Genomic DNA, 25,813 nt, shown 5'->3' on the forward strand with positions numbered 1-25,813 from the left:
AATGAGCAGGAGATGTAATTGCTTACAGACAGTCCTTTTTCACCTCATTATTGGCGTAAAGTTATAAAAAGACATTCAATGTTGAACCGCTTTTGCGTATTAAAATTGTAAATCTTCAAAATTTTAACGTCCTTTATTCGGTTCGGTCGGGGGCGGCTTGTGGAGCCAGCAGCAACTCGTAATCGACCACGTCGAGCCATTGGCCGAATTTGTAGCCTACCTCTTTGAAGAGCGATACCTGTTCGAACCCGAGCCGCAGGTGGAAGGCGCGGCTGGCCTCGTTGTTGCCGGTGATGCAGGCAATCAAGGCCCGGAAGCCCCGGCGGCGGCACTCCTCGATGAGGCGGAGCATGAGTTGCCGGCCCAGTCCCTTGTTTTGGCCGAGCGGCGACAGGTATACGGTAGTTTCGAGCGTGTGGCCGTAGGCGGCCCGCTCTTTCCAGGGGTGGGCATAACAGTATCCGACTACGGTGCCCGCCTCTTCGGCTACGAAGTAGGGGTAGTGGTCGGCGATGTGGACGATGCGGTCGCGCATGGTTTCGGGGGTGAGCGGTTCGGTCTCGAACGAGATGGTGCTGTGCAGTATATATTCGTTGTAGATGGCCGTAATGGCGTCGGCATCGTGTGGGGTAACCTCGCGTATCATCGTATCGTCTCTTTTTTAGGGCACGAATATACGAATAAACGGCCGACCGTTGTATACGAGTGGGGGCTATTTCCTTGAAAAAAAACGGGAGGCAACCATCTTGCAGGTTGCCTCCCGGGGATAATGTGTTTGTGTCGTACCGGTTACTGGTCGATCATGTGCACATCGACTTGCGGGTAGGGGAAGTGCAGGTTGTACTTCTCGAACTGTTTGTATACCTGCTCGTTGAAATCGTAATAGACACCCCAGTAATCGCTGGCGGCAGCCCAGGCGCGAACGGTCACCTCGACGGCGCTGTCGGCCAGGCTGCTCAGAGCCACGAACGGGGCCGGTTCGGTCAGTACCCGTTTGTCGGCCGCGAGCAGTTGCAGGATGACCGTGCGGGCCGTGTCGAAGTCGTCGCCATAGGCGATGCCTATCTTCCAGTCTACGCGGCGGCGCCCCTCTTTCGAGTAGTTGTTGAGGCTGCCGGTCGAGAGCCCGCCGTTGGGTATGATGATGGTTTTGTTGTCGGGTGTGTTGAGTATGGTGTTGAATATCTGTATCTCCTTGACGGTGCCCGAGTAGCCTTGCGCCTCGATGAAGTCGCCCACCTTGTAGGGCTTGAAGAGGAGAATCATCACCCCGCCGGCAAAGTTTTGCAGCGTGCCGCTCAACGCCATACCTACGGCAAGACCGGCCGAGGCAAAGATGGCCAGGAACGAGCTGGTGTTGATGCCCAGGATACCGATGACGATGACGATGAGGATAAGCATGAGTATGATGCGGATGAGGCTCAGCAGGAAGGTGCGCAGCGAGAGCTCCACGTTGCGGCGGACGAAGGCTTTGGCCACGAAGCTGTGGATGCGGTTGATAATCCACTTGCCGATAAAGAAGACGGCCAGAGCGATGGCTACCTTCACCAGACCGTGCAAAATGGCCGAGATGGCTTGCTCCATGAATTGCTCGAACGAAAGCGACGAAAGCGACGAGAGCTTTTGTTGCCAGGTTTGGGCTACCTCTTCGGGAGCCGGCAGGTCGGGCGTTTGTGCCCACAAGGTCAATAGCGAATTGAGAATAGACATACGTAAAATATAGGGTTAATGGTTTTTATTGGTTTCTTAATTGGCAATCGGGTAGACCTGTTGGTACCAGTCGAGGGTGGTGTAGTAGCTGTCGAGGGTTGCGTCGCCGCTTCCCAAGGCATAGGTGCTCAAGCCACAGTGCGTGTTGACGGGCACTGTTCCCAGAATCGAGGGGGTAGCCGCCCGGTAGATTACGGTAGCGGCCAGGGCCTGGTCGAGCAGGCTCATCTCGTCGGCCGTAGCAATTTTCGACAGGTAGTCGCGCAGGTCGAAACAGATGTAGGGCCGTTGGCGGTCGAAGTGCTGCACCTGGGTGAGGTCGGGGGCGGCCTCCTCGCTGTGGGCTGCGAAGATGGTGCGTGTGGCGTCGGCCAGCACCTCGAGTTTGCTGCAGTCAATCAGGCTGGTGGTAGCTGTCCGATAGGCCCCCGAGAGTCCGTCGTAGTAGGTATAGATGGCGTGGCACACGCTGCTCAGGTCGAGCCGGTAGTCAAAGAGCAGGGGGATGGTGAGCGTATAGGGCATGCCGGTCCCCATCACCTCGGCAGCCGAGCCTATGTAGTAGTCGGTCTTGTTGCGCAACTGGTAGGCGCACTCGACGCTGCCCATAAAGCAGACGTCGGTGAGGATGAACCGGAACCGATGGTCGGGCAGGGCCCTGGCCAGTTCGTCGAGCTCCATGTAGTTTGAGCCGTCTTGCCCGAACGAGCGGGTAAGGGGGCCTGTCCACCGTTTGCGCGAGAGGGCCAACGATGAGTTGCCCGGCACCCATCCGGTGCTGTGCGACCAGAGTATCAGGCCATACTCCGAGGCGGGGAACAGCTCGATGGTCTCGTCGACGATTGCGCTCAACACTTCGCCGGTGGCCGAGTTGCGGTTGGGGTACTCCCTCACAATCACCTTTTGGGCCTGCCCCGAGGCATCGCGCTTTATCTGAATCAGTTGCGGATTGGTGTCGCCACCGTCGCGATAGATAATCAGATTGCCGCCGTTCAGTTCGCCGGCCTGGGCCACCTGCAGCATTTCTTTGATGTTTTGCGTGTCATACCCGTAGTAGCCCAGGTTGTTGTCGGAGAGCATGTAGACCAGCACCGTGCGGTCTACGGGGACAGGCTCGGGCTCGTCGTCTTTGCAGCATGCGGTCAGAAGCGAGGCGACGGCTACCAGCAAAAACAGATCCCAAAGGCTCGGGCGGAAAAGGAATATTGTATCGAATCTCTTCATAATTCGCAAAAATAACAGAAATTTTTTCAAGGACTGTTTTTTTTGAGTACTTTTTAGAATCCCGGAGTGGGAGAATAAGGTCTAAACCTGTACCTTTGTTAGGTAAAATATCGGGTATGAAAAAACTTGGATTTCTGTTTTTGATTCTACTCTTGCCTTTGGGGCTGTGGGCGCAAAGCTATTACCAGTGGGTCGAGAAGGCCGACAGTTGCATCAAGGCCAAGGATTGGGCCGGGGCCGAGCATGCCCTGCTGAGTGCGTTGCGTACCGAACCGGCCAACGGCCAGAACTCGCTGCTGATGTCGAATCTGGGCACCGTGCAGCGCTATGCCGGCAAATACGACGAGGCGCTCAGAAGCTACTCCAACGGTCTGCTGATGACCCCCAACTCGGTCACGCTGCTGCGCAACCGGGCGGCCCTCTATTCCGAAATCGACAGCATCGACCTGGCCTATAACGATTACAGTCAGATATTGATGATTGACGACTCCGACGAGGATGCCCTCTACCAGCGGGGACTTATCGAGCTGGGGCGGGGCGATACGATTTCGAGCCGGGCCGACTTTGAGCGGCTGCTCAAAATCAATCCCGCCAGTGCCAACGGTCGCATCGGCTTTGCTTCGCTGCTGAAGGTGATGGGCTACTACCCCGAGGCCATCGAGGTCTATTCGCAGGTCATCAAGTTCAACCCCGAGAAGGAGATTCTCTATGTGGGGCGGGCCGAAGCCTACCTCTTTGCCGGGCAGTATGCCAAGGCCGACAAGGATATAGAGAAGGCCATGGAGCTCGACCCCGACGACCCGGTGGTCTATGTGTTGCGGGCGTTGGGCAAGTTGGCCCGGTATGAACGGGAATCGGCCAAGGCCGATTTGAAGCGGGCTGTCGAGCTGGGGTACGACCGGGAGTCGGCCGAGCAGTTGCTCCGGCAAGAGGAGTAGCGGGTAGGTTCGTCTGTTTCGTGCAGGAGGCAGACCCTGATTGCCGCCGAAAGAATGTAAAGATTTTTTCCCCACCTATTGCGCCGACGAAAGAAAATGCGTACCTTTGTTGTATGATTGAACTGGCGCGTCATATTGAATATTTGTTGCTGCACAACGACCGGGTTTCGGTGCCCGGGTTGGGTGTGTTTACGGTTACTTACCGCGAAGCTCGACTGCTGCCCGACGGGAGTTCGTTTTTGCCCCCGGTGCGGAGTATCGGGTTTCTCCCCGGCGAGACAGGCGACGACGAGCGGTTGCTCCGCTCGGTGATGCGTGCCGGTTTTCTGTCGTACGACGAGGCTCGCGAAGCCCTCGACGGCGAGGTCGGCTCCATTCGCCGGGCCATCGAGGCCGATGGCGAATATCGGTTGGGTCGGCTGGGCCGTTTCGTACAGCGCGACGGCGGGTTGAGTTTCTGTGCCGATGAGGCCAATTTTGTCGAATATCCCCGGTTTGGGTTTGCCCCGGTCGAGGTGAATCTGCTGGAAGAGCCCGAGGTCGAAAACGAAGTGGCCGTGGTCGAAGAGGCGAAGACTCCCGACCGCATCTACATTTCGTTCCCGCGTCGCACGTTGCGGGCCGTGGCTGTAGCTGCGGCGGTCATCGTTTTTCTGCTGATGTTGTCGAAGCCCGTCCATACACCCGATACCACCGTCAACTACGCCGGTTTGCTCTCGGCCGAACTTTTCGGCACGGCAAACGATACGGCCCAACTTCTCGACGAAGGCGACGTGCCCGACACTCGGGCCGAGTCGCAGCAAACTGCTCCTGCCGCCAAGGAGACGACGGTCATCACAGCCGATGCACCCGCTACTGCCGATACCTATTACATCATAGTTTCGTCGCTTCCCTCCAAACGATTGGCCGAGAAACAGATTGAGTGTTTCCGCCAGCAGGGCGTTGCGTGCGACCTGCACATCTATGAGACGGCGCGGAAGTCGCGGCTCTATGTGGCCTCGTTCAACGATTTCGAAGAGGCTCGTCAATACCTCTCGCAACTGGTCAAGGAGCAGCCCCTTTTTGAAAATGCCTGGATTATGAACGCCCGGGATTGAGGGGCGTGACGCGTGGCTGGGCTCGGTCGGGGGGCTCTATTGTTATCGAATTATCGGATAAGCGATGCTTAGTAAAAATCAAATCAAACGCATACAATCGCTCGCCCGTAAGAAAGGACGGCGCGACGAAGGCTGTTTCATAGCCGAGGGTCACAAACTGGTCGAGGATACCTGGGCGGCCTTCGAGTGTGACACGCTGCTGGCTACCCGCCGGTGGATCGATGCGCATGCCCGCGCGTTCGACCGGCCGGCGCAGGAGGTGACCGAGCAGGAGATGGCGAAGGTGTCGCAGCTCACGACCCCCACCGACGTGATGGCCATCTACCGCATACCCCGCTATCGGCTCGATGTGGAGGCCCTGCGCCAGGAGCTGGTGCTGGCTCTCGACACCGTGCAGGACCCTGGCAATCTGGGTACAATCGTGCGCCTGGCCGACTGGTTCGGCATCCGGCACATTGTCTGCTCGCCCGAGACGGCCGACCTCTACAACCCCAAGGTGGTACAGGCCACGATGGGGGCCTTGGCCCGGGTGCGCCTCTACTATACCCCGTTGGCCGATTTTCTCGGTTCGATGGACCGCACTACGGTCTACGGCACCTTTCTCGACGGGGCCGACCTCTATCGTTCAACCCTGACTCCCCGGGGTGTCATCGTCATGGGCAACGAGGGCAACGGCATATCGCCCGAGCTCGAGCCCTACATCGGGAGCCGTCTCTATATCCCCAGCTATCCGGCTGGACAACCCACCTCCGAATCGCTCAACGTCGCCATGGCGGCAGCCATTACCTGTGCCGAGTTTCGCCGGAGGCAAATCGTTTCGTAAAATATGGCAAAGACAAAATCGGTTTACTATTGCAATAATTGCGGGGCCGAGTCGGCCAAATGGATAGGCCGTTGTCCCGTGTGTGGCGAATGGAATACCTACGTCGAGGAGGTGGTGAGCACGAAGCCTGCCGCCTCGTCGGGTAGCGGATACAGCCTCTCGGGTGAGAATCGGGTGCGTCCGCAACGCATCGACGACATACAGGTGACCGAGGAGTCGCGCATCGACCTGGGAAACGGCGAACTCAACCGGGTGCTGGGCGGCGGTCTCGTGCGCGGGTCGCTGGTGCTTATCGGTGGCGAGCCGGGCATAGGCAAGTCGACCCTTATCCTGCAAACCGTCCTGGGGCTGAAAGGCTATAAAATATTATATGTGTCGGGCGAGGAGAGTGCCCGCCAGTTGAAGCTGCGCGCCGAGCGCATTGGCGGCAGTGCTCCCGACTGCTATATCGTGTGCGAGACTTCGCTCGAAGATATTTTCGTACACATCCGCAACGTCGACCCCGACATCGTGGTCATCGACTCGATACAGACCATCGCCACCACGGCCATGGAGTCGTCGCCCGGCAGTGTAGGGCAGGTGCGCGAGTGTGCCGCCTCGCTGCTGAAGTTTGCCAAGCAGACCAACACGCCGGTGCTGCTCGTGGGGCATATCAACAAAGAGGGGAGCATTGCCGGCCCCAAGGTGCTCGAGCACATAGTCGACACGGTGCTGCAGTTCGAGGGCGACCGGCATTACATGTACCGCATATTGCGCTCGATCAAAAACCGTTTCGGCAGCACGTCGGAGCTGGGCATCTACGAGATGCGGCAGAACGGTTTGCGCGAAGTCTCGAACCCCTCGGAGATGCTGCTTACGCAAGACCACGAGGGGCTGAGCGGTGTAGCCATCGCCGTCACCATCGAGGGGGTGCGCCCCTTCCTGATCGAGACGCAGGCTCTGGTGAGCACCGCTGCATACGGCACGCCCCAGCGGTCGGCCACGGGTTTCGACCTGCGGCGCATGAACATGCTGTTGGCCGTGCTCGAGAAGCGGGTGGGGTTCAAACTGGCTCAGAAAGATGTATTCCTCAATATCGCGGGCGGCATCAAGGTGAACGACCCGGCCATGGACCTGGGGGTCATCAGTGCCATCCTCTCGTCGAACATGGATATGGCCATCGAGACCGGCACCTGCATGACCGGCGAGGTGGGCCTCTCGGGCGAGATACGTCCCGTCAACCGCATCGAGCAGCGCATCCTCGAGGCCGAGAAGCTGGGATTCAAACGCATGCTTATCCCGCAGAACAACATCAAGGGTTTCGACACCTCGAAGCTCTCCATCGAGTTGATTCCGGTGCGCAAGGTCGAGGAGGCCTTCCGTCAACTCTTCGGATAAAACAGAAAGAAGATTATGATTCAGGAATTGCAATTACGAATTTTGCCCGAGCAGGCTGCCAACGAACAGAATATAGCGGCCTATGTGGCTCGTGAGCAAGGAATAGATATACGCACGGTGAAGAGCGTGCGGGTGCTGAAGCGCTCGATCGACGCTCGCCAGCGCACCGTTATGGTCAATTTGAAGGTGCGCCTGTACATCAACGAGTTCCCGCAGGACGACGAGTTTCCCCGTATCGACTATGGCGATGTGTCGGGTAAGCCGCAGGCAGTGGTGGTAGGAGCCGGCCCGGCCGGATTGTTTGCCGCCCTGCGTCTGATTGAACTGGGGGTGCGCCCTATCGTGGTCGAGCGGGGAAAGAACGTGCACGACCGTCGCAAGGATATTGCCCGCATCAGTCGCGAGCAGCGCATCGACCCCGAGTCGAACTACAGTTTCGGCGAGGGTGGGGCGGGTGCCTTCTCCGACGGCAAGCTCTACACCCGCAGCAAGAAGCGGGGCAACGTAGACCGCATTCTGCAAATCTTTTGCCAGCATGGCGCTTCGGTATCGATTCTCTCCGATGCTCATCCGCATATCGGCACCGACAAACTGCCCGCCGTCATCGAGCGCATGCGCAACCGCATCGTCGAGTCGGGGGGCGAAGTCCACTTCGAGACCCGCATGGATAGCCTCATAATCGAGGGCGACGAGGTGCGGGGCATCGTCACGGCCGACGGGCGGGAGTATACCGGCCCCGTCATTCTGGCCACCGGCCACTCGGCCCGCGATGTCTACTACATGCTGCACGACAAGGGGGTAGAGCTCGAGGCCAAGGGTATCGCCGTAGGTGTGCGTCTGGAACATCCCCAGCAACTCATAGACTCCATACAGTATCACAATCCACACGGCCGGGGCAAGTACCTGCCGGCTGCCGAATACAGTTTTGTCACCCAGGTGAACGGGCGGGGGGTCTACTCCTTCTGCATGTGTCCCGGCGGCTTTGTGGTGCCGGCCGCCAGCGGGCCCGAACAGATTGTGGTCAATGGCATGTCGCCTTCGACCCGCGGTTCGGTCTGGGCCAACTCGGGCATGGTGGTCGAGCTGCAGCCCGAAGATTTTGCCGACCGCTTCTCGGCCTATGGCGTGTTGGCCGGCATCAAGTTTCAGGAAGACCTCGAGCGCCAGTGCTACCTCAACGGCAACTGCAAACAGACGGCTCCCGCCCAGCGTATGACCGATTTCGTGAACCGCCGCAACTCCTACGACCTGCCGCGTTCCTCCTATTCGCCGGGGCTTATCGCCTCGCCGTTGCACTTCTGGATGCCCCCCTTCATCGTTACCCGTTTGCAGGAGGGATTCAAGCACTTCGGCAAGGTATCGCACGGGTTCCTCACCCGCGAGGCGGTGATGATTGGGGTAGAGACCCGCACCTCGTCGCCGGTACGAATACCTCGCGACCGCGAGTCGATGACCCACATTCGTCTGCAAGGACTCTATCCCTGTGGCGAAGGGGCCGGATATGCCGGCGGCATCGTGTCGGCCGCCATCGACGGCGAACGCTGTGCCGAGGCGTTGGCCCTTCGACTTACCGGTAAACCTGCATAACCCGCCGCGTGTTGTATATACGTTTTTATGGAAAAGTGTAAGACGATGAAACTGACCTATCTTTTTCACAGTGGCTTTTTGCTCGAGGCCGATGGCTTTGCCGTCGTTTTCGACTACTATCGCGGGGGCGAGGCCATCCTCGACGAGGTGCTTCGCCGTGGCGAGCCGCTCTATGTGCTGGTGTCGCACGAGCATCGCGACCACTACAACCCCGAGATATTGACCTGGAGCCGGCTGAACAGCCGCATCTGCTACCTGTTTCCCCGCGAGATGGACAGCCGCAGCGAGTTGGTCCATCTGCCCAACGCGGCATTTTTGAGCCGGGGCGAGTCGTTTGCCGACGAGCGGGTGCGGGTGACCGCCTTCGGGTCGACCGACCTGGGCGCCTCTTTCGAGGTCGAGACCGGCGGCCGTGTGATATTTCATGCCGGTGACCTGAACAACTGGCACTGGACGGACGAGTCGACCGAGGAGGAGGTGCGCGAAGCCGAGGCCGCCTATCGGGCCGAGCTCGACTACTTGGGGCAGACGGTGGCCCGGTTCGACGTGGCCATGTTTCCCGTCGATGCCCGGCTGGGTAGCGACTACATGCGGGGCGCCCGGCAGTTTGTCGAGCGGTTCGAGGTAGGGCTCTTCGTGCCCATGCACTTCTATCCCGCAGTCGCCAAGGCCGAAGCCTTTGCACCCATAGCCCGGCAGCACGGGGCCGACTTTGTGCTGTTGAGCCATACGGGCGACAGTGTGACTATTCAATAACTATTCTATAATCATTCTATAATTTATACTACGACTATGGAGATAAAATCGAAATTCGACCATTTCAATGTAAATGTGACCGACCTCGACCGCAGCATCGCCTTCTATCACAAGGCGTTGGGCTTTCATGAGGTAAGCCGTAAAGAGGCTGCCGACGGCTCGTTCGTGCTGGTCTATCTCTCCGACGGCGTGTCGCCCTTCCTGCTCGAACTCACCTGGTTGCGCGACCACGGCCAGCCCTATGAACTGGGCGAGAACGAGAGCCACCTGTGTGTGCGGGTCGAGGGCGACTACGACCAGGTGCGGGCCTTCCACAAGGAGATGGGCTGCGTCTGCTTCGAAAACGAGGCGATGGGGCTCTACTTCATTCACGACCCCGACGACTATTGGATCGAGGTGCTCCCGGTGAAGGAGTGAATAGCGTCATAAAAACTTAGGAAGCTGTCATTCTCGCAGGAATGGCGGCTTTTTTCTTTTGAATAGGTTGTCGGAATGATAAAAAGGTTTTACCTTTGTACGATTCCATGAAAAAGAGGCGATAAAGATTTCGTTCGATTTGTATCAATGGCATTTTGAAAGAGTGCGAGATTCTTCTTTCGTGAAAGAGTATTTGACAAGCAGAAGTATATTTGTAGTATGATAACCTTTTGTATTGCCCTGTTGCTGCTGGTTGCAGGCTATTTTGTGTATGGTGCCTGGGTCGAGAAGGTGTTTGGCGTAGAGCCGAGCCGGACGACCCCCGCCTATGCTTCGACCGACGGGATTGACTATATCCCCATGCCCACGTGGAAAGTTTTCCTCATACAGTTCCTCAACATCGCCGGGCTGGGCCCTATCTTCGGGGCTATCATGGGAATCCTCTACGGTCCTTCGGCCTACCTGTGGATTGTCTTCGGTACCATCTTCGGTGGAGCCGTGCACGACTATCTGTCGGGTATGCTCTCGGTGCGGCGCAACGGCGCCAGCCTTCCCGAACTCGTAGGAGACGAACTGGGTGTGGGCATCAAGCAGGTGATGCGGGTATTCTCGCTGCTCCTGATGGTGCTTGTGGGGGCTGTCTTTGTCATCAATCCTGCCAATCTGCTCGACCTGCTCACGGGCGAAGGTACCACCACGACCCTGTGGGTTGCCATCATCTTTGGCTACTATATACTGGCTACGCTGCTGCCTATCGACAAGCTCATCGGGCGGCTCTACCCGATTTTCGGGTTTGCCCTGCTCTTTATGGCCATCGGCATCATGGTGTCGCTTTTCCTGCGCCCTGACAGTCTACCCGAGTTTACCGAAGCCATGGCCTACACCCGGCCCGATGCCGACGTGAATCCCATATTCCCCATGATGTTCATCTCGATAGCGTGTGGAGCCATATCGGGCTTTCACGCTACCCAGTCGCCCATGATGGCCCGCTGCCTGAAAAACGAGAAGATGGGCCGCCGGGTATTCTATGGCGCCATGGTGGTCGAGGGTATCGTGGCCCTCATCTGGGCGGCTGCCGCCATCGCCTTCTTCGACGGGTCGTTTGCCGCGCTCTCCGACTATCTGACGGGTAAGACCCCGGCTATTCTGGTCAACGACATATCGGTAGGGTGGTTGGGTACCTTCGGCGGTATTCTGGCCATGCTCGGTGTGATTGCCGCTCCCATTACTTCGGGCGATACGGCTCTGCGGTCGGCCCGGTTGATTGCGGCCGATTTCCTGCACATCTCCCAGAAGAAGATACGCAACCGGGTGCTGGTTTCGCTCCCCATCTTTGCCCTGGCCTGGCTGGTGATGATGATCGACTTCGAGGTGCTGTGGCGTTACTTCGCCTGGTGCAACCAGACGTTGGCCGTCTTCACCCTGTGGGCCCTCACCGTGTGGTTGGCCCGCGAACGCAAATGCTATTGGATTACCTTTGTCCCGGCCCTGTTTATGACCCTGGTGACGGTTACCTATATACTCTTTGCCCGCGAAGGGTTCAGGCTTCCCTATGGCATTTCGCTGGGCGCCGCCTTTGTCGTCACGCTGGCGATAACCGTTTTGTTCGTTCGGTTCAAACGCTCGCTGCCGGGCCGTGAATCTTTAAGAAGATGATATGAATCTGTTGACCAATTATCATTCGCATTGTGAGTTTTGTGACGGGCACGCCCCCATGGCCGACTTTGTCGAGGAGGCCGTTGCCGAGGGCTTTGCCTCGTACGGCATATCGTCGCACGCCCCCTTCCCGGTAGCCAACAACTGCAACATGCACCGGGAGCGGCTGGCTGACTATCTCGATGAGTTTCATCGGCTTAAATCGCTCTATGCGTCGAAGATAGAGCTTTATGTGGGGCTCGAAATCGACTTTCTCGACGACACCTTCAACCCCTCGATTCCCTACTTTCAGGAGCTGCCGCTCGACTACCGCATCGGGTCGGTGCACTACATTGTCACCCCCGACGGAACTCCTATCGACACCGACGGATCTCCCGACCGTTTCAGAGGCTACGTCGATACCTATTTCGGAGGCGATGTCGACGAGGCGGTGCGTCGCTTCTACCGCAGTTCGTTCCGCCTGATCGAGTTGGGTGGGTTCGACTTTCTGGGGCACCTCGACAAGATAGGCCTCAATGCCTCGCTCTATCGGCCCGGACTTGACCGTGAGGCGTGGTACCGGCGGCTGGTGAACGACTACCTCGAGGCAATCGCTTCGCGCCACCTGCTGGTCGAGGTCAACACCAAGGCTTTTGCCACGCGCGGCCGCTTCTTTCCCAACGAAGACTATTTCGAGCAGATGCACCGGATGGGCATCCGGGTGGTCGTCAACTCCGATGCGCACTATCCGGCCAAAATCAATGCCGGCCGCCCCGAAGCCCTGCACGCCTTGGCCCGTGCCGGCTACACCGCCGTGTGGCAGTTGAGCCGGGGCGAGTGGGTAGAGGCTCCGCTCGACCTGTAACGGGGTCGTATGATTTTCTTTCGGAAAAGAATATAAAGCTGTTTCTTTCATGGTTACAGCTTTTTTTTGTATCTTCGTGCCGATTTTTTTAAGTAAATATTATTTCAGAAATATATGGGCAAGAAATTCACCGAATATTCTCACTTCGACCTCTCCGAAATCAACAAGGAGGTTCTGGATCAATGGGATAAGCAAGACCTTTTTCATCAGAGTTTGGAAACCCGCGAAGGTTGTCCTTCGTTTGTATTCTACGAGGGTCCCCCCTCGGCCAACGGTATGCCGGGTATTCACCACGTAATGGCTCGCTCCATCAAGGATATTTTCTGCCGTTACAAGACCATGAAGGGATTTCAGGTGATGCGTAAGGCCGGTTGGGATACCCACGGTTTGCCCGTAGAGTTGGGCGTGGAAAAGGCGCTGGGCATTACCAAGGAAGACATCGGTAAGACCATTTCGGTGGCCGACTACAACGCTACCTGCCGCAAAGATGTGATGAAGTTTACCCGCGAGTGGGAAGACCTCACGCACCGTATGGGTTACTGGGTAGATATGAAGAACCCCTACATCACCTACGACAACCGTTATATCGAGACGCTGTGGTGGCTGCTCAAGCAACTCTACAACAAACACTACCTCTACAAGGGATACACCATTCAGCCCTATTCGCCTGCTGCCGGTACCGGCCTCAGCTCGCACGAGCTCAACCAGCCCGGTTGCTACCGCGATGTGAAGGATACAACCTGTATCGCACAATTCAAGATTCGCAATCCGCGTCCCGAGATGGCGGCTTTCGGTGAGCCCTATTTCCTGGCATGGACCACGACGCCTTGGACTTTGCCCTCCAACACGGCGCTGTGCGTAGGTCCCAATATTGACTATAATCTGGTACAGACATACAATCCCTATACCGGTGCGCCCATCAGCGTGATTGTGGCAAAGGTACTCGTGCCCACGCTCTTCAACGCCAAGGCTGCCGACCTGGAGCTCGACGCCTACAAGCCGGGCGACAAACTCATCCCCTGGAAAGTCGTAGCCGAATACAAGGGCAGCGACCTGGCCGGCATGGAGTATGAGCAACTGTTGCCGTGGGTAAATCCCGGCAAGGGCGCTTTCCGTGTAATCACGGGCGACTTTGTGACTACTGAAGACGGTACCGGTATCGTGCACATTGCACCTACGTTCGGTGCCGACGACGACCGGGTGGCTAAAGCCAGCGGCGTGCCCCCGTTGATGATGCTCGACAAGGACGGCAACCGCCGGCCTATGGTCGACATGACCGGTAAGTTCTACCTGCTCGAAGACCTCGATCCCGAGTTTGTGAAGGAGAATGTCAACGTAGAGGCTTACCGCGAGTATGCCGGCCGTTTCGTGAAGAACGCCTACGACCCGGCACTGACCGAGGACGACGCTACGCTCGACATCGACATCTGCGTGATGTTGAAGCAGACCAACAAGGTGTTCAAAATCGAGAAGCACGTACACAGCTATCCCCACTGCTGGCGTACCGACAAACCGGTGCTCTACTATCCCCTCGACAGCTGGTTCATCCGCACCACGGCTTGCCGCGACCGCATGATTGAGCTCAACAACACCATCAACTGGAAACCGCAGTCGACCGGTTCGGGCCGGTTCGGCAAATGGCTCGAGAATCTGCAGGACTGGAACCTCTCGCGCAGCCGCTACTGGGGTACCCCGTTGCCCATCTGGCGCACCGAGGACGGCAGCGAAGAGATTTGCATCGGTTCGGTCGAGGAGCTCTACAACGAAATCGAAAAGGCTATCGCCGCCGGTGTGATGACCGAGAATCCCTACAAGAAACAGGGTTTCGTACCGGGCGAATATACGGCCGAAAACTACAACAAGATAGATTTGCACCGTCCCTACGTCGACGACATCGTGCTCGTTTCGCCTTCGGGCAAACCCATGAAGCGCGAGAGCGACCTTATCGACGTGTGGTTCGACTCGGGTGCCATGCCCTATGCCCAGATACACTATCCGTTTGAGAACAAGGAGGCCTTTGACAAACGCGAGGTTTATCCCGCCGACTTCATTGCCGAGGGTGTGGACCAGACGCGTGGCTGGTTCTTCACGCTGCACGCCATCGCCGCGATGGTATTCGACAGCGTGGCCTACAAGGCCGTAGTCTCCAACGGTCTCGTGCTCGACAAGAACGGCAACAAGATGTCGAAGCGGTTGGGCAATGCCGTCGACCCCTTCAGCACCATCGAAAAATATGGTTCCGACCCGCTGCGCTGGTACATGATTACCAACTCGTCGCCGTGGGATAACCTCAAGTTCGACTTCGACGGCATCGAAGAGGTGCGCCGCAAATTCTTCGGCACCCTGTACAACACCTATTCGTTCTTTGCCCTCTATGCCAATGTCGACGGCTTCACCTTTGCCGAGCCCGAGATTCCCGTAGAGAAGCGTCCCGAGATTGACCGCTGGATTATCTCGCTGCTCAACTCGCTCATCAAGGAGGTAGACGAGCAGCTCTCGGCCTACGAGCCCACCCGTGCCGGACGTGCCATCTCCGACTTTGTAAACGACAACCTCAGCAACTGGTATGTGCGCCTGAACCGGAAACGCTTCTGGGGCGGTGCCATGACCGACGACAAGCTCTCGGCCTACCAGACCCTCTATACCTGCCTCGAGACGGTAGCCAAACTGATGGCGCCTATTGCCCCCTTCTATGCCGACCGCCTCTACACCGACCTCACTACGGCCACCGGCCGCGACAACCGTTCGGTACATCTGGCCAACTTCCCCGTAAGTTGCGACCGCTATATCGACTCGGCACTCGAGGAGCGCATGCAGATTGCCCAGAGCATGACCTCGATGGTACTGGCTTTGCGTCGTAAAGTCAACATCAAGGTGCGCCAGCCGCTCACGACCCTCATGGTGCCGGTTCTCAATCAGGACCAGCAGGCTCACATCGAGGCCGTGAAAGACCTGGTATTGAGCGAGGTGAACGTGAAGGAGATGAAGTTTGTCGACAACGCCGCCGGCATACTGGTGAAACGCGTGAAACCCGACTTCAAGAAACTGGGCCCGCGCTACGGCAAAATCATGAAGCTGCTGGCTGCTGCCATCGCCGCCATGTCGCAACCCGATATTGCCGAGTTCGAGAAGAACGGTTCGTTTACCTTCGACATCGACGGCCAGCAGGCCACCATCGAGAAGGGCGACGTAGAGGTGATTTCGGAAGATATTCCCGGCTGGCTGGTAGCCAACGAGGGGAACCTCACCGTGGCACTCGACATTACGGTGACCGACGAGTTGCGTCGCGAGGGTGTGGCCCGCGAACTGGTGAACCGCATCCAGAACATCCGCAAGACCTCGGGCTTCGATATTACCGACAAGATCGACGTCTACATCGCATCGAACGAAGAGACCGACCAGGCCGTGAAGGAGTATCGCGACTACATGTCGCGCCAGGTGCTGGCCAATACCTTCGAGATTGTCGACACGCTCTTGGGCGAGGGTGTCAGCGAGTTGGATTTCGACACCTTCAAGGTAAATATCAAAATTGTTAAATCCGTGAAATAATAGAGAGCCATAGTAATATTTCTGTTATATTTGACCTGACGTAAGGCACCCCCGGAGGGGGATGAACCGATGGAATGTGTAACTTTAACCAATAATAATTATGAGTGAAAAAACACGCTATTCCGACGCCGAGTTGGAAGAGTTTAGACAGATTATCAACGAGAAGCTCGAGAAGGCTTATCGGGATTATGATTTGCTGAAAGCCTCGATTATGAATACTGACGGTAACGATGTAACCGACACGTCGCCCACATTCAAGGTGCTGGAGGAGGGTGCAAGTACGCTTTCCAAGGAAGAGGCCGGACAGTTGGCTCAACGTCAGATGAAATTTATACAACATTTGCAGGCTGCACTCGTGCGCATCGAGAACAAGACCTATGGTATCTGCCGCGAAACCGGCAAGCTGATTCCCAAAGAGAGACTCCGGGCTGTTCCTCATGCCACGCTGGGCATAGATGCGAAGGTAGATGGACGCAAAAAATAAGTGGGCCGCGCTTTTGCCTGTCGGCTCCCTGCGGGAAGCCGCGGGACGGTATGCCCGTTTTACGAAACTTATCGAAGCGATATGCTGATACAATTCGACCTTCGGTCGCTCTTCTCGCCGTAGAAAAGCACGAAGGTCGAATCTGTTTTTTTGAAAAAGAGAGAAAAGATGAAGAAATTGACCAAAGGCCAGATTGCCCTCGTGGTGATTGTGCTTGTACTCATTATCGACCAGGTCGTGAAGATATGGGTGAAAACCCACATGTATATAGGCCAGGCCATTCATGTGACCGACTGGTTCTACATTGCCTTTATCGAGAACAACGGTATGGCGTTCGGTATGGAGGTGGGTAGCAAACTGTTCCTTACGCTGTTCCGCATCGTAGCTGTCGTGTTGCTGGTGTGGGTCTTGTGGCGGGTGAAGAACAAGCCGCAGATGCCCACGGGCTTTATTGTCTGTCTGGCCCTGATTATCGCCGGAGCGGCCGGCAACATATTCGACTGTCTGTTCTACGGGCTGTTGTTCGACAATCCCATACCGCCGATGGTGGCCTCGTTTGTCCCGGGCGAGGGGTATGCCGGGCTCTTCTACGGGCGTGTGGTCGATATGCTCTATTTCCCGCTCTTCAGTTTCTACTGGCCCGACTGGATGCCGTGGATCGGCGGGGAGCGTTTCGAGTTCTTCCGCCCGGTCTTCAACATAGCCGACTCGGCCATCTCGGTCGGTGTCGTATGTCTCATTCTGTTTTATCACCGCTATCTCTCTACCGACCACAAGAAGGAGGCCAAACCGCAGTAACGATATGAGAAAGCTGGTATATCTCGTCATGGCGCTTTTCGTGCTGGCTGCCTGCAGTCACGACCCCGACTATGTAATCGGAAAAAAGAAGATGGTCGATGTGCTGGTCGACGTGCACAAGGCCGAGGCCGTAATCGAATCGAACTACAACCTGTACAGCAGCAATGCCGACAAGAAGAAGTTGCGCGAGGCGGTTTTCTTGAAGCACGGCATCACGCAGGAACAGTTCGATACCAACCTGGTGTGGTACGGGCATCATATCGAAGATTACATGGCGATATACGAGCAGGTGATAGAACGGCTCCAGACCGAGAACGACGAGGCCAAGAAACTGCTGGCCGAGGAGAACTCGCAGACCATGTCGCAACCCGGCGACAGTGTGGATGTGTGGAAACAGAAGCGGGCTCATGTATTCGATACGCGACAGGCCTCCAATCTGCTCGCTTTCGAAATCGTGCCCGACGAGAACTTCCGCATTCGCGACTACTTCGAGTTGCGGTTCAAGGTGCTTTTCATGCCCCGTTTGGCGGTGAAGCCGCAGGTCTACATGGCCATACGGCATAGCAACAACGATATTGTCTACAATCAGGTCGATGTCGATCGGGAGGGGTGGTGCACGCTGCCGTTGCAGTCCGACTCCGTGGCCTCGTTGCAGCGCCTCTTCGGATATGTCGTGTTACCCGTTCAGCCGGTACCGTCGGCTATGTATGTCGACAGTCTGTCGCTCATCCGGCGCCACTACAACAACCGCATTCCGGCGGTAAGCGGGCAGAAGTCGCTGCCCGAACGACCCGTCGAAAACAAGTCGGGGAATCGTGCACCGATAAGAAAATTAGGAAACTTGAAAAAATAGCTCCAGATTAGCAATTATGAAAAAAGGATTCTTCTCACATCAGTTATGTTACAGACGCTCTCTGTTGAACAAGCATATTCTCTACCTGACCATAGACAATAGGGTAGACAACATATTGCCATTTCAGCGCGAGGTGTCGTTGACCACTTTTTGTGAAGGAGTGCTTTTTGTCGTTTCGCTCGATTTTGAATCTGAGAAGGATGAGTTTTGCCGCACCATACGCGAGCAGTTGGAGGCTAACCGGTTGCTTACCGTGGGCGAAGCCATCATTCAGAATCCCGTCTATTTGCGCCACATGGCCGACGATGTGCATCCGTGCAGTCTCTATACCATCACCTCCATCAGTTGGGCTACGGCCCGGTTGCGCGACGACCGTCTCGATTTGGTGAAGGTGCTCTGAGCGAACTGCGGCTTCGATGTGTCGGCTTTCACTGGTCGATGGAGCAGGAGGGGTACCCCCGTTTCACGGGCGTGGTCTCCAAGGCTTCTGTTCGGTGCGGATTATCTGCAGGTGGCGATACCATTGTGCGCAATACAAGTACAGAAACAAAAATAGGAAGATAAAAAGAGAGCGGCCCCCGTGTGGGGTCGCTCTCTCTGTATAGATAGGTTTGTCGGTTTCCTTGATTAGATGACACCTTGAGCCATCATGGCTTTGGCCACCTTCATAAAGCCGGCGATGTTGGCGCCCTTCATGTAGTTGATGTAGCCGTCGGGTTCGGTACCGTATTTCACGCATTGGGCGTGGATGTCGCTCATGATCGTGTGCAGGCGTTGGTCAACCTCCTCGGCCGTCCACGAAATGTGCATGGCGTTTTGAGTCATCTCCAGACCCGAGGTAGCTACGCCGCCGGCGTTGACTGCCTTGCCCGGACCGTACATGATACGGTGTTTGATGAAGAGGTCGATAGCTTCGGGACGGCAACCCATGTTCGAAATTTCGCCCACGCAGATGACGCCGTTCTCGATCAGTTTCTTGGCATCCTCTTCGTCAAGCTCGTTCTGGGTAGCGCAAGGCAGAGCGATGTCGACCTTCTGTTCCCAGGGGCGTTTGCCGGGGAAGAATTGCACACCGTATTTCTCGGCATAGGGGGCTACGATGTCTTCGCCCGAAGCACGCAACTCGAGCATGTAGTCGATCTTCTCGCCCGAGATTCCGTCGGGGTCATATACATAGCCGTCGGGGCCCGATATGGTAACCACCTTGGCGCCCAGTTGGGTAGCTTTCGAAGCAGCACCCCAGGCCACGTTGCCGAAGCCGCTGATGGCGATGCGTTTGCCGGCGATGTCGATACCCTTGGTAGCCAACATCTGTTTTACGAAGTAGAGACCTCCGTAACCGGTAGCCTCGGGACGGATGAGCGAACCGCCGAATTCGAGGCCCTTGCCCGTGAATGTACCGGTGTGCTCGTGGGTGAGTTTCTTGTACATGCCGAACATGTAGCCCACCTCGCGGCCGCCTACCCCTATATCGCCGGCCGGTACGTCGGTGTCGGGGCCCAGATGGCGCCACAACTCCAGCATGAAGGCCTGGCAGAAGCGCATGACCTCAGCGTCGGATTTGCCGCGCGGACTGAAGTCCGAACCACCTTTGGCACCGCCCATGGGCAGCGTGGTAAGTGCATTTTTGAAAGTTTGCTCGAATCCGAGGAATTTCAATATAGAGAGGTTTACCGATGCGTGGAATCGAATGCCGCCTTTGTACGGGCCGATGGCATTGTTGAATTGTACGCGGTAGCCCAGGTTTACCTGTATGTCGCCGTTATCGTCTACCCAGGGTACTTTGAAGGTAACGATTCGGTCGGGTTCGACAAGCCGCTCGATCAGTTTGGCTTTTTCGAACTCGGGGTGTTGGTTGTATACCTCTTCGATAGAGAGTAACACCTCGTGTACCGCTTGTAAATACTCCGACTCACCGGGGTGCTTTGCCTCCAATGATGTCATGATGTGCTCGATGTTCATAGTCGCGATATTGTTAAGTTAAATTCTTGGTTGGGTACCTCCTTGGGAGAGATACTCGTTTCTCTTATTGCAAATGTACATAATTCTATGGATAAAAAAATTTTTTTTACTACTTTTGAACAATTAAATCGTAATAAAGTGGAATGGCATTTTGTAAGCCAAAATCGACAATAGAACAATGAATCGGCCAAATATAAATCAATTATACTTGAAAGATACCTCTTTTGCTAACTTAATGCAAAAAAGGGTCTTCAATGTCTTACTTGTTGCGAGCCGTTACGACGCCTTTATCATGGAGGAAGACGGGCGGGTCGAAGAGCAGATTTACTTCGAATATGTGTCGCTGAACCTGAGTTCTCCCCCGCGGGTGAAGCAGGTGACGACCAACGAAGAGGCCTTCGAAGAGCTGGCCATGAAGCGCTACGACCTCATCATTACCATGCCGGGGGTCGACTGTTCCGAGACCTTCACCCAGGCCAAGGCCATGAAGCGCCTCTATCCTTATATACCTATTGTAGTGCTCACCCCCTTCTCGCACGAGGTGTCGAGGCGCATTGCCAAGGAAGACCTGAGCGGTGTTGACTACGTGTTCAGCTGGTTGGGCAACGTAGACCTGCTGGTGGCTATCATCAAGCTCATCGAAGACAAGATGAATGCCGAGGTCGACATCACCTCGGTGGGGGTGCAGCTCATCCTGCTGGTCGAGGACTCCATCCGGTTCTACTCCTCCATATTGCCCCACCTCTATAACTTTGTGCTGAAGCAGTCGCAGATATTCTCGACCGAGGCGCTGAACGAGCACGAGCGCATGTTGCGCATGCGGGGGCGCCCCAAGGTGATGCTGGCCCGTACCTACGAGGAGGCCATGCAGATTTACGAGAAATACTCGGGCAATATGCTGGGCATCATCTCCGACGTGTCGTTTATCCGGGCCGGGGTGAAAGACAAGAAGGCCGGCATCAAGTTCTGCTCCTATGTACGCTCGTGCGACCCCTATCTGCCGCTTATCATCGAGTCGTCGGAGTGGGAGAACCACAAGGATGCCATTCGGCTGAACGCCTCGTTCCTCGACAAGAACTCCAAGAAACTGCCGGTCGATTTGCGGAAGACGATTCTGAAAAATTTCGGTTTTGGCGACTTCACCTTTATCAACCCCCACACGGGCGAACCGATTGTCACCATCAAGAATCTCAAGGACCTGCAGGACAATATCGACATCATCCCCGACGAGTCGCTCTACTACCACGCGTCGCGCAACCACATATCGCGCTGGCTCTATTCGCGGGCCATATTCCCTATGGCCGAGGCGTTGCAGCCGCGCCGCATTACCGACCTGAGCGAGATTTCCGAAATCAGGCAGCTCATCTTCGACGCCATCGTGCAGTACCGCAAGATGAAGAACCGGGGGGTCGTGGCCATCTTCAAGCGCGACCGTTTCGACAAGTACTCCAACTTTGCCCGCATCGGCGAAGGATCGTTGGGTGGTAAGGGGCGTGGTCTGGCCTTTATCGACGCCATGATCAAGCGAAACCCCATCTTCGACGACATCGAGGGGGTGAATGTGACGGTGCCCAAGACCGTGGTGCTCTGTACCGATATATTCGACACCTTTATGGAGAGCAACAACCTCTATCAGGTGGCGCTCTCCGATATACCCGACGAAGAGATTCTGGAGCAGTTTCTCAAGGCTAAGCTCCCCGACGAGCTGAAGCCCGACCTGCTGGCCTTCTTCGACGTGGTGGGCAAACCTATTGCCGTGCGTTCGTCGAGCCTGCTCGAAGATTCGCACTATCAACCCTTCGCCGGCATCTATTCGACCTACATGATTCCGGCTCTCGACGACAAGGAGGAGATGCTGCGGCTGGTGCTCGACGCCGTGAAAGCCGTCTACGCCTCGGTATTCTATGCCGACAGCAAGGCCTATATGACGGCCACCTCCAACGTCATCGACCAGGAGAAGATGGCCATCATCCTGCAAGAGGTGGTGGGCAACCAGTATGGCGACCGCTATTACCCGTCGTTTGCCGGGGTAGGGCGCTCGATCAACTACTATCCCATCAACGACGAGAAGGCCGAGGATGGCGTGGTCGATTTGGCTGTCGGTCTGGGCAAATACATTGTCGACGGCGGCCGCAGTCTGCGCTTCTCGCCCCGGCACCCTAACAAGATATTGCAAACCAGCACCCTCGACCTGGCGCTGCGCGATACACAGACTCGCTTTTATGCGCTGGACATGAAGCGGAGCGAAAAGAATTTCTCGATTGACGACGGCTTCAATCTGCTCAAACTCTCGGTGCGCGATGCCGAGAAGGATAACTCGCTGCGGCTGATGGTTTCGACTTACGACCCGATGGACCAGATTATTCGAGACGGCTATTACGAGGGTGGCCGCAAGGTGGTTACCTTCGCCAATATACTCAAGCACAATGCTTTTCCGTTGGCACCCATTCTCGATACGATGCTCACGGTGGGCAGTCGCGAGATGGGACGCCCGGTCGAAATCGAGTTTGCCGGACTGCTCGGTACGAACGGGAATCCGGGTACGGTCTATTGGTTGCAGATACGGCCTATTGTCGACATGAAGGAGATGCTCAACGACAACGTGATGGATGTACCCGACGAAAAGACCATTTTGAAGAGCAATACCGCTCTGGGGCACGGCATCATGGACAACGTGCGTCATATCGTGTATGTGAAGTCGCAAAACTTCAAGGCTTCAAATAATGTCAATATAGCAAGAGAAATCGAGAAAATAAATCGTACCTTTACCGAGCGGGAAGAGTATTACATCTTGATAGGTCCTGGCCGGTGGGGCTCGAGCGACTCGTCGCTGGGTATTCCGGTCAAGTGGCCCCACATCTCGTCGGCACGGCTCATTGTCGAGTCGGCGCTAGATAACTATCGGATAGAACCGAGTCAAGGCACTCACTTCTTCCAGAATCTCACCTCGTTTGGGGTGGGCTATTTCACAGTCAACTCGTTTGCCGGCGATGGCTATTACGACGAGGCCTATCTCGACAGTCTGCCGGCGGTGTACGAATCGGCATCTTTGAGAATAGTGGAGTTTGAGAAACCTGTATTGATAGAGATTAACGGACGAAAGGGCAAGGGGCTGGTCACGAAACCGGGTCTGGACCTGAATGAAAATAAAAAAGAAGAATAAGTTATGTCGATATTTAAGAAAATGGGGAGAGCCTTGGGCTTCTCTGGCGAAGACGATGAAATGGAGTCGCAGCCCTATACGGCCGAAAACATTACGAATGCTTGTGTTCGTGAGCGGGAGTCGCAAGGTGAGCACGCCGAGTCGGCCGCTCCGGCAGAGCCGTCGCATAATACCGAGGTGCCCCGGTCCGAAGAGTCGGGCGAAATACAGTTGCCCGATACCATGCTCGAGGTGATGGTCGAGATGCTCAACCGCTCGTTGCCCGAGTATGTCGTGGCCGCTCTCGATAAGGATGCCGAGAAAAAATACCTCTTCGAGCAGCTCGACGAGCCGTTCAAAAAGTTCGTGGCCGATGTCAATGCCCGTTCTCGCGAGTGGGTTGTCCGCAAGTGGGAGAACAAGCACAAGGCGTTGACGAAGGAGGTCGAGGAGGCTCGGGTCAAGGTGAAGGAGCTCGAGGAGCAGCGCAATGCCATGCAGAGCGCTCAGTTGAGTGCCGAGCGGCAGAAACGCGCCGTGACCGACAAGGTGCACGAGCTGGAGGCCCGTATCGCCACACTCGAAGCCGAGCGCGAGCAGTTCGATCTCGAGAACAAGAGTCTGGTCAATAAGCTGAAGGTCTCGACCGTCCATCAGGAAGAGGTCGACGCTGCCTATGCCGAGGTGGCCCAGTTGAGAGAAGAGCTGAAGAAACAGACCGGCAATTCGGCCGAAGCCGAGCAGCTCCGCAACGATTTGCAGCAGGCTCAGGTCGATTTGGCCGAAGCCCGAGAAAAGGAGCAGGAGGCGACGGTTCAGCTCGAGAAGGCTCGCGAAGAATTGGCCCGTCAGGAAGAGAAGATGGTTCAGTTGGCCAAACAGATAGAGACGCTCGAAGCCGACCTGGCCGAAACCCGAGAAAAGGAACAGGAGGCGAAGGCTCAACTCGAGACGGTTCGCAAAGAGTTGGCCCGGCAAGACGAGATGATAGCTCAACAGACCAAACAGATAGAGGTCCTCGAAGCCGATTTAACCGAAGCGCGCAATGGCCTGAAGGTGGTCGACGAAGTCGAGGCCAAGCTCAAGCAGTTTGAGCAGGTCAAAGCCTCGAAAGACGACCGTATAGCGCAACTCTCCAAAACCGTACAGGAGTTGGGCGAGGCAAATGCCCGGTTGCAAACCCGGCTGGGCGAGATGGCGCAGCGCAACGAGCGGCTGGAGAGTCGGGCCCAGGAGGCTGCAACTCGACAGAGCGAACTCGATACCTTGAAAGCCGATTTGGAGAGTGCCAATGCTCTGGTAGCAGCCTTGCGCAACCAGCGTCAGGAGCTGTTGTCGCAGATGGAGGCCCTTCAGGCGGCAAAGCTCCTCGAGGAAAAGCCAGTGCCGACAGTCGATGTACCGCCTGTTGTGGAGAAACCAGAGCCTACGGTAATCAGTTTCGATACTCCGCAAAGCGATGAGCCCGAGGTTGAACCTGTCCCCGCAGTAGAACCGGTTTCCGAGCAGCCGGCCGAGTCTGTACCCGAATCGTTGCTGGAGACGGCTCCGCAATCCGATACACCTGTGCAACCGGAACAGCCCGAAGCTCCCCGGCAAGAGTCGGAACCCGAGCCCGAGGAGGAGCCTGCACAGCCGGTCGAGAAGCCGAAACCTGCCAGGAAATCCCGGTGCAAGCCCAAAGCGCCCGAGAAGGTCGAGGTCGACTCTGTCGACGACGATTTTCCGGGGCTCGACAGCTTTGGCGATAATTGGCTGATACCTACTCGGCCCGATACCCCCGAGATGATTGCCAAGCGCAAGGAAGAAGAGAAGAAGAGACGCGAAGCCGAAGAGCAGGCTGCGATGGAGCAAAAGAAGTCGCATCAGGTCGACCCTTCGCAAATGACCCTTTGGTAATAATACGGCAAACAGATGATTTACGACAACACCATGGTCCGTCGGCAAGATCGCTTGCTCGACGAACCTCGTGCCTGGGAGCTCTTGCAGAAAGGCGAGTATGGGCTCCTTTCTCTGGTCGATCTCCAGGGTAACCCCTATGGCATCCCCATCAATTATGTGTGGGATGGGCACGACCACATCTATTTGCACTGTGCTCCCGAAGGGAAAAAACTCAACAGCATCAAGCTGCATCGCGAGGCCTCGTTTTGTGTCGTAGGCCGCACGCATGTCGTGTCCGACAAGTTTACGACCGGCTACGAGAGTATAGTTGTCAAGTGTCGGGCACAAATCGGACTCTCGGCCGATGAGCGTCGACATGCCCTCCGGCTTTTCTTGGATAAGTATTCGCCCGACGATAAGGAAGTCGGGTTGAAGTATGCCGAGAAATCGTTTCATCGGACCGAAATCATCCGCCTCGACATTCAGGAGTTTAGCGGTAAACAGAAAAAAGTCGACTGACTCTTGCACTCTATACTCTATAAGTAGAGGAAAAAGGGTAGGGATATGTCCGGCTGTTTGCCGGGAGCTGGCAAAAACCTTCAAAAAAAATTTTTGTAAGGTGCAGATCAATAGGTGATTGATGGCATCCTTGAAAAAATTTTGAAAAAAAGTTGCTGAAAAATTTGGAAGGGAAAAGAAAAAGGGTGTATCTTTG

21 protein-coding genes are annotated in these 25,813 nt (G+C 56.1%); 17 read left to right on the forward strand and 4 right to left on the reverse strand.

All coding sequences use genetic code 11. The features are described 5' to 3' along the window. Positions 1-133: 133 nt before the first annotated feature. The 3 genes from Q1K76_RS05465 to Q1K76_RS05475 form a co-directional block, all read right to left on the reverse strand. Positions 134-646, reverse strand: coding sequence for a GNAT family N-acetyltransferase (locus Q1K76_RS05465; protein ID WP_298663077.1), 513 nt, complete (start codon positions 644-646; stop codon positions 134-136). Between the two features lie 143 nt (positions 647-789). Continuing rightward, positions 790-1,710: a mechanosensitive ion channel domain-containing protein gene (locus Q1K76_RS05470; RefSeq protein WP_087409152.1), complete on the reverse strand. Its 921-nt coding sequence runs from the start codon at positions 1,708-1,710 to the stop codon at positions 790-792. Between the two features lie 36 nt (positions 1,711-1,746). Next, positions 1,747-2,934 (reverse strand): clostripain-related cysteine peptidase, encoded by a 1,188-nt coding sequence (locus Q1K76_RS05475; protein WP_300131679.1) that lies wholly within the window; start codon positions 2,932-2,934, stop codon positions 1,747-1,749. A gap of 116 nt (positions 2,935-3,050) precedes the next feature. Between Q1K76_RS05475 and Q1K76_RS05480 the strand changes: the two genes are divergently transcribed. The 14 genes from Q1K76_RS05480 (at position 3,051) to Q1K76_RS05545 (ending at position 18,513) form a co-directional block, all read left to right on the forward strand. Then, on the forward strand, positions 3,051-3,872 hold the full coding sequence (locus tag Q1K76_RS05480; RefSeq protein ID WP_087409150.1) for a tetratricopeptide repeat protein: 822 nt from the start codon (positions 3,051-3,053) through the stop codon (positions 3,870-3,872). Between the two features lie 113 nt (positions 3,873-3,985). Next, positions 3,986-4,969 carry a hypothetical protein gene (locus tag Q1K76_RS05485; protein WP_300131681.1) on the forward strand — a complete coding sequence of 328 codons (984 nt, stop codon included), beginning with the start codon at positions 3,986-3,988 and terminating at the stop codon, positions 4,967-4,969. Between the two features lie 64 nt (positions 4,970-5,033). Continuing rightward, complete coding sequence (locus Q1K76_RS05490) at positions 5,034-5,792, forward strand: RNA methyltransferase (RefSeq protein ID WP_300131684.1); 759 nt, start codon at positions 5,034-5,036, stop codon at positions 5,790-5,792. 3 nt (positions 5,793-5,795) lie between these two features. Further along, a complete protein-coding gene (gene radA / locus Q1K76_RS05495) occupies positions 5,796-7,169 on the forward strand; it encodes a DNA repair protein RadA (RefSeq protein WP_087409147.1) in 1,374 nt (457 codons plus the stop codon). 15 nt (positions 7,170-7,184) lie between these two features. Then, positions 7,185-8,756: an NAD(P)/FAD-dependent oxidoreductase gene (locus tag Q1K76_RS05500; RefSeq protein WP_300131686.1), complete on the forward strand. Its 1,572-nt coding sequence runs from the start codon at positions 7,185-7,187 to the stop codon at positions 8,754-8,756. Between the two features lie 45 nt (positions 8,757-8,801). Next, the gene (locus Q1K76_RS05505) at positions 8,802-9,512 is read left to right on the forward strand and encodes an MBL fold metallo-hydrolase (RefSeq protein WP_087409145.1); all 711 of its coding nucleotides are present in this window, start codon (positions 8,802-8,804) and stop codon (positions 9,510-9,512) included. A gap of 36 nt (positions 9,513-9,548) precedes the next feature. Next, the gene (locus tag Q1K76_RS05510) at positions 9,549-9,929 is read left to right on the forward strand and encodes a VOC family protein (protein WP_289542790.1); all 381 of its coding nucleotides are present in this window, start codon (positions 9,549-9,551) and stop codon (positions 9,927-9,929) included. Between the two features lie 219 nt (positions 9,930-10,148). Next, positions 10,149-11,585, forward strand: a complete 1,437-nt coding sequence (locus Q1K76_RS05515) for a carbon starvation CstA family protein (protein WP_258327964.1) — start codon at positions 10,149-10,151, stop codon at positions 11,583-11,585. A 1-nt stretch (position 11,586) separates the two neighbouring features. Further along, the gene (locus Q1K76_RS05520; protein ID WP_300131690.1) at positions 11,587-12,429 is read left to right on the forward strand and encodes a histidinol-phosphatase; all 843 of its coding nucleotides are present in this window, start codon (positions 11,587-11,589) and stop codon (positions 12,427-12,429) included. Between the two features lie 114 nt (positions 12,430-12,543). Then, positions 12,544-15,978, forward strand: a complete 3,435-nt coding sequence (gene ileS / locus Q1K76_RS05525; protein ID WP_300131692.1) for an isoleucine--tRNA ligase — start codon at positions 12,544-12,546, stop codon at positions 15,976-15,978. Between the two features lie 100 nt (positions 15,979-16,078). Next, complete coding sequence (locus tag Q1K76_RS05530; protein ID WP_025277464.1) at positions 16,079-16,462, forward strand: TraR/DksA C4-type zinc finger protein; 384 nt, start codon at positions 16,079-16,081, stop codon at positions 16,460-16,462. A 168-nt stretch (positions 16,463-16,630) separates the two neighbouring features. Beyond that, positions 16,631-17,260: a lipoprotein signal peptidase gene (locus Q1K76_RS05535; RefSeq protein WP_289542780.1), complete on the forward strand. Its 630-nt coding sequence runs from the start codon at positions 16,631-16,633 to the stop codon at positions 17,258-17,260. A 4-nt stretch (positions 17,261-17,264) separates the two neighbouring features. Continuing rightward, on the forward strand, positions 17,265-18,113 hold the full coding sequence (locus Q1K76_RS05540) for a DUF4296 domain-containing protein (RefSeq protein WP_087409139.1): 849 nt from the start codon (positions 17,265-17,267) through the stop codon (positions 18,111-18,113). A 16-nt stretch (positions 18,114-18,129) separates the two neighbouring features. Next, entirely contained in the window at positions 18,130-18,513 is a 384-nt protein-coding gene (locus Q1K76_RS05545; RefSeq protein ID WP_300131697.1) for a hypothetical protein, read from the forward strand. Between the two features lie 227 nt (positions 18,514-18,740). On the opposite strand, the gene gdhA is transcribed toward Q1K76_RS05545, so the two are convergent. After that, positions 18,741-20,075, reverse strand: a complete 1,335-nt coding sequence (gene gdhA / locus Q1K76_RS05550; RefSeq protein ID WP_258327969.1) for an NADP-specific glutamate dehydrogenase — start codon at positions 20,073-20,075, stop codon at positions 18,741-18,743. A gap of 178 nt (positions 20,076-20,253) precedes the next feature. Between gdhA and Q1K76_RS05555 the strand changes: the two genes are divergently transcribed. Genes Q1K76_RS05555 through Q1K76_RS05565 form a run of 3 tightly spaced genes read left to right on the forward strand, consistent with a single transcriptional unit; the run spans position 20,254 to position 25,617 of the window. Then, positions 20,254-23,238 carry a PEP/pyruvate-binding domain-containing protein gene (locus tag Q1K76_RS05555; RefSeq protein WP_300131700.1) on the forward strand — a complete coding sequence of 995 codons (2,985 nt, stop codon included), beginning with the start codon at positions 20,254-20,256 and terminating at the stop codon, positions 23,236-23,238. 3 nt (positions 23,239-23,241) lie between these two features. After that, positions 23,242-25,116: a hypothetical protein gene (locus Q1K76_RS05560; protein ID WP_300131703.1), complete on the forward strand. Its 1,875-nt coding sequence runs from the start codon at positions 23,242-23,244 to the stop codon at positions 25,114-25,116. Positions 25,117-25,131: 15 nt separating this feature from the next. Next, positions 25,132-25,617: a pyridoxamine 5'-phosphate oxidase family protein gene (locus Q1K76_RS05565; RefSeq protein ID WP_298663088.1), complete on the forward strand. Its 486-nt coding sequence runs from the start codon at positions 25,132-25,134 to the stop codon at positions 25,615-25,617. Positions 25,618-25,813: the final 196 nt, after the last annotated feature.

It is taken from the genome of uncultured Barnesiella sp. (assembly GCF_946496565.1).
In the GTDB taxonomy this organism is placed as follows: Bacteria; Bacteroidota; Bacteroidia; order Bacteroidales; family Barnesiellaceae; genus Barnesiella; species Barnesiella merdigallinarum.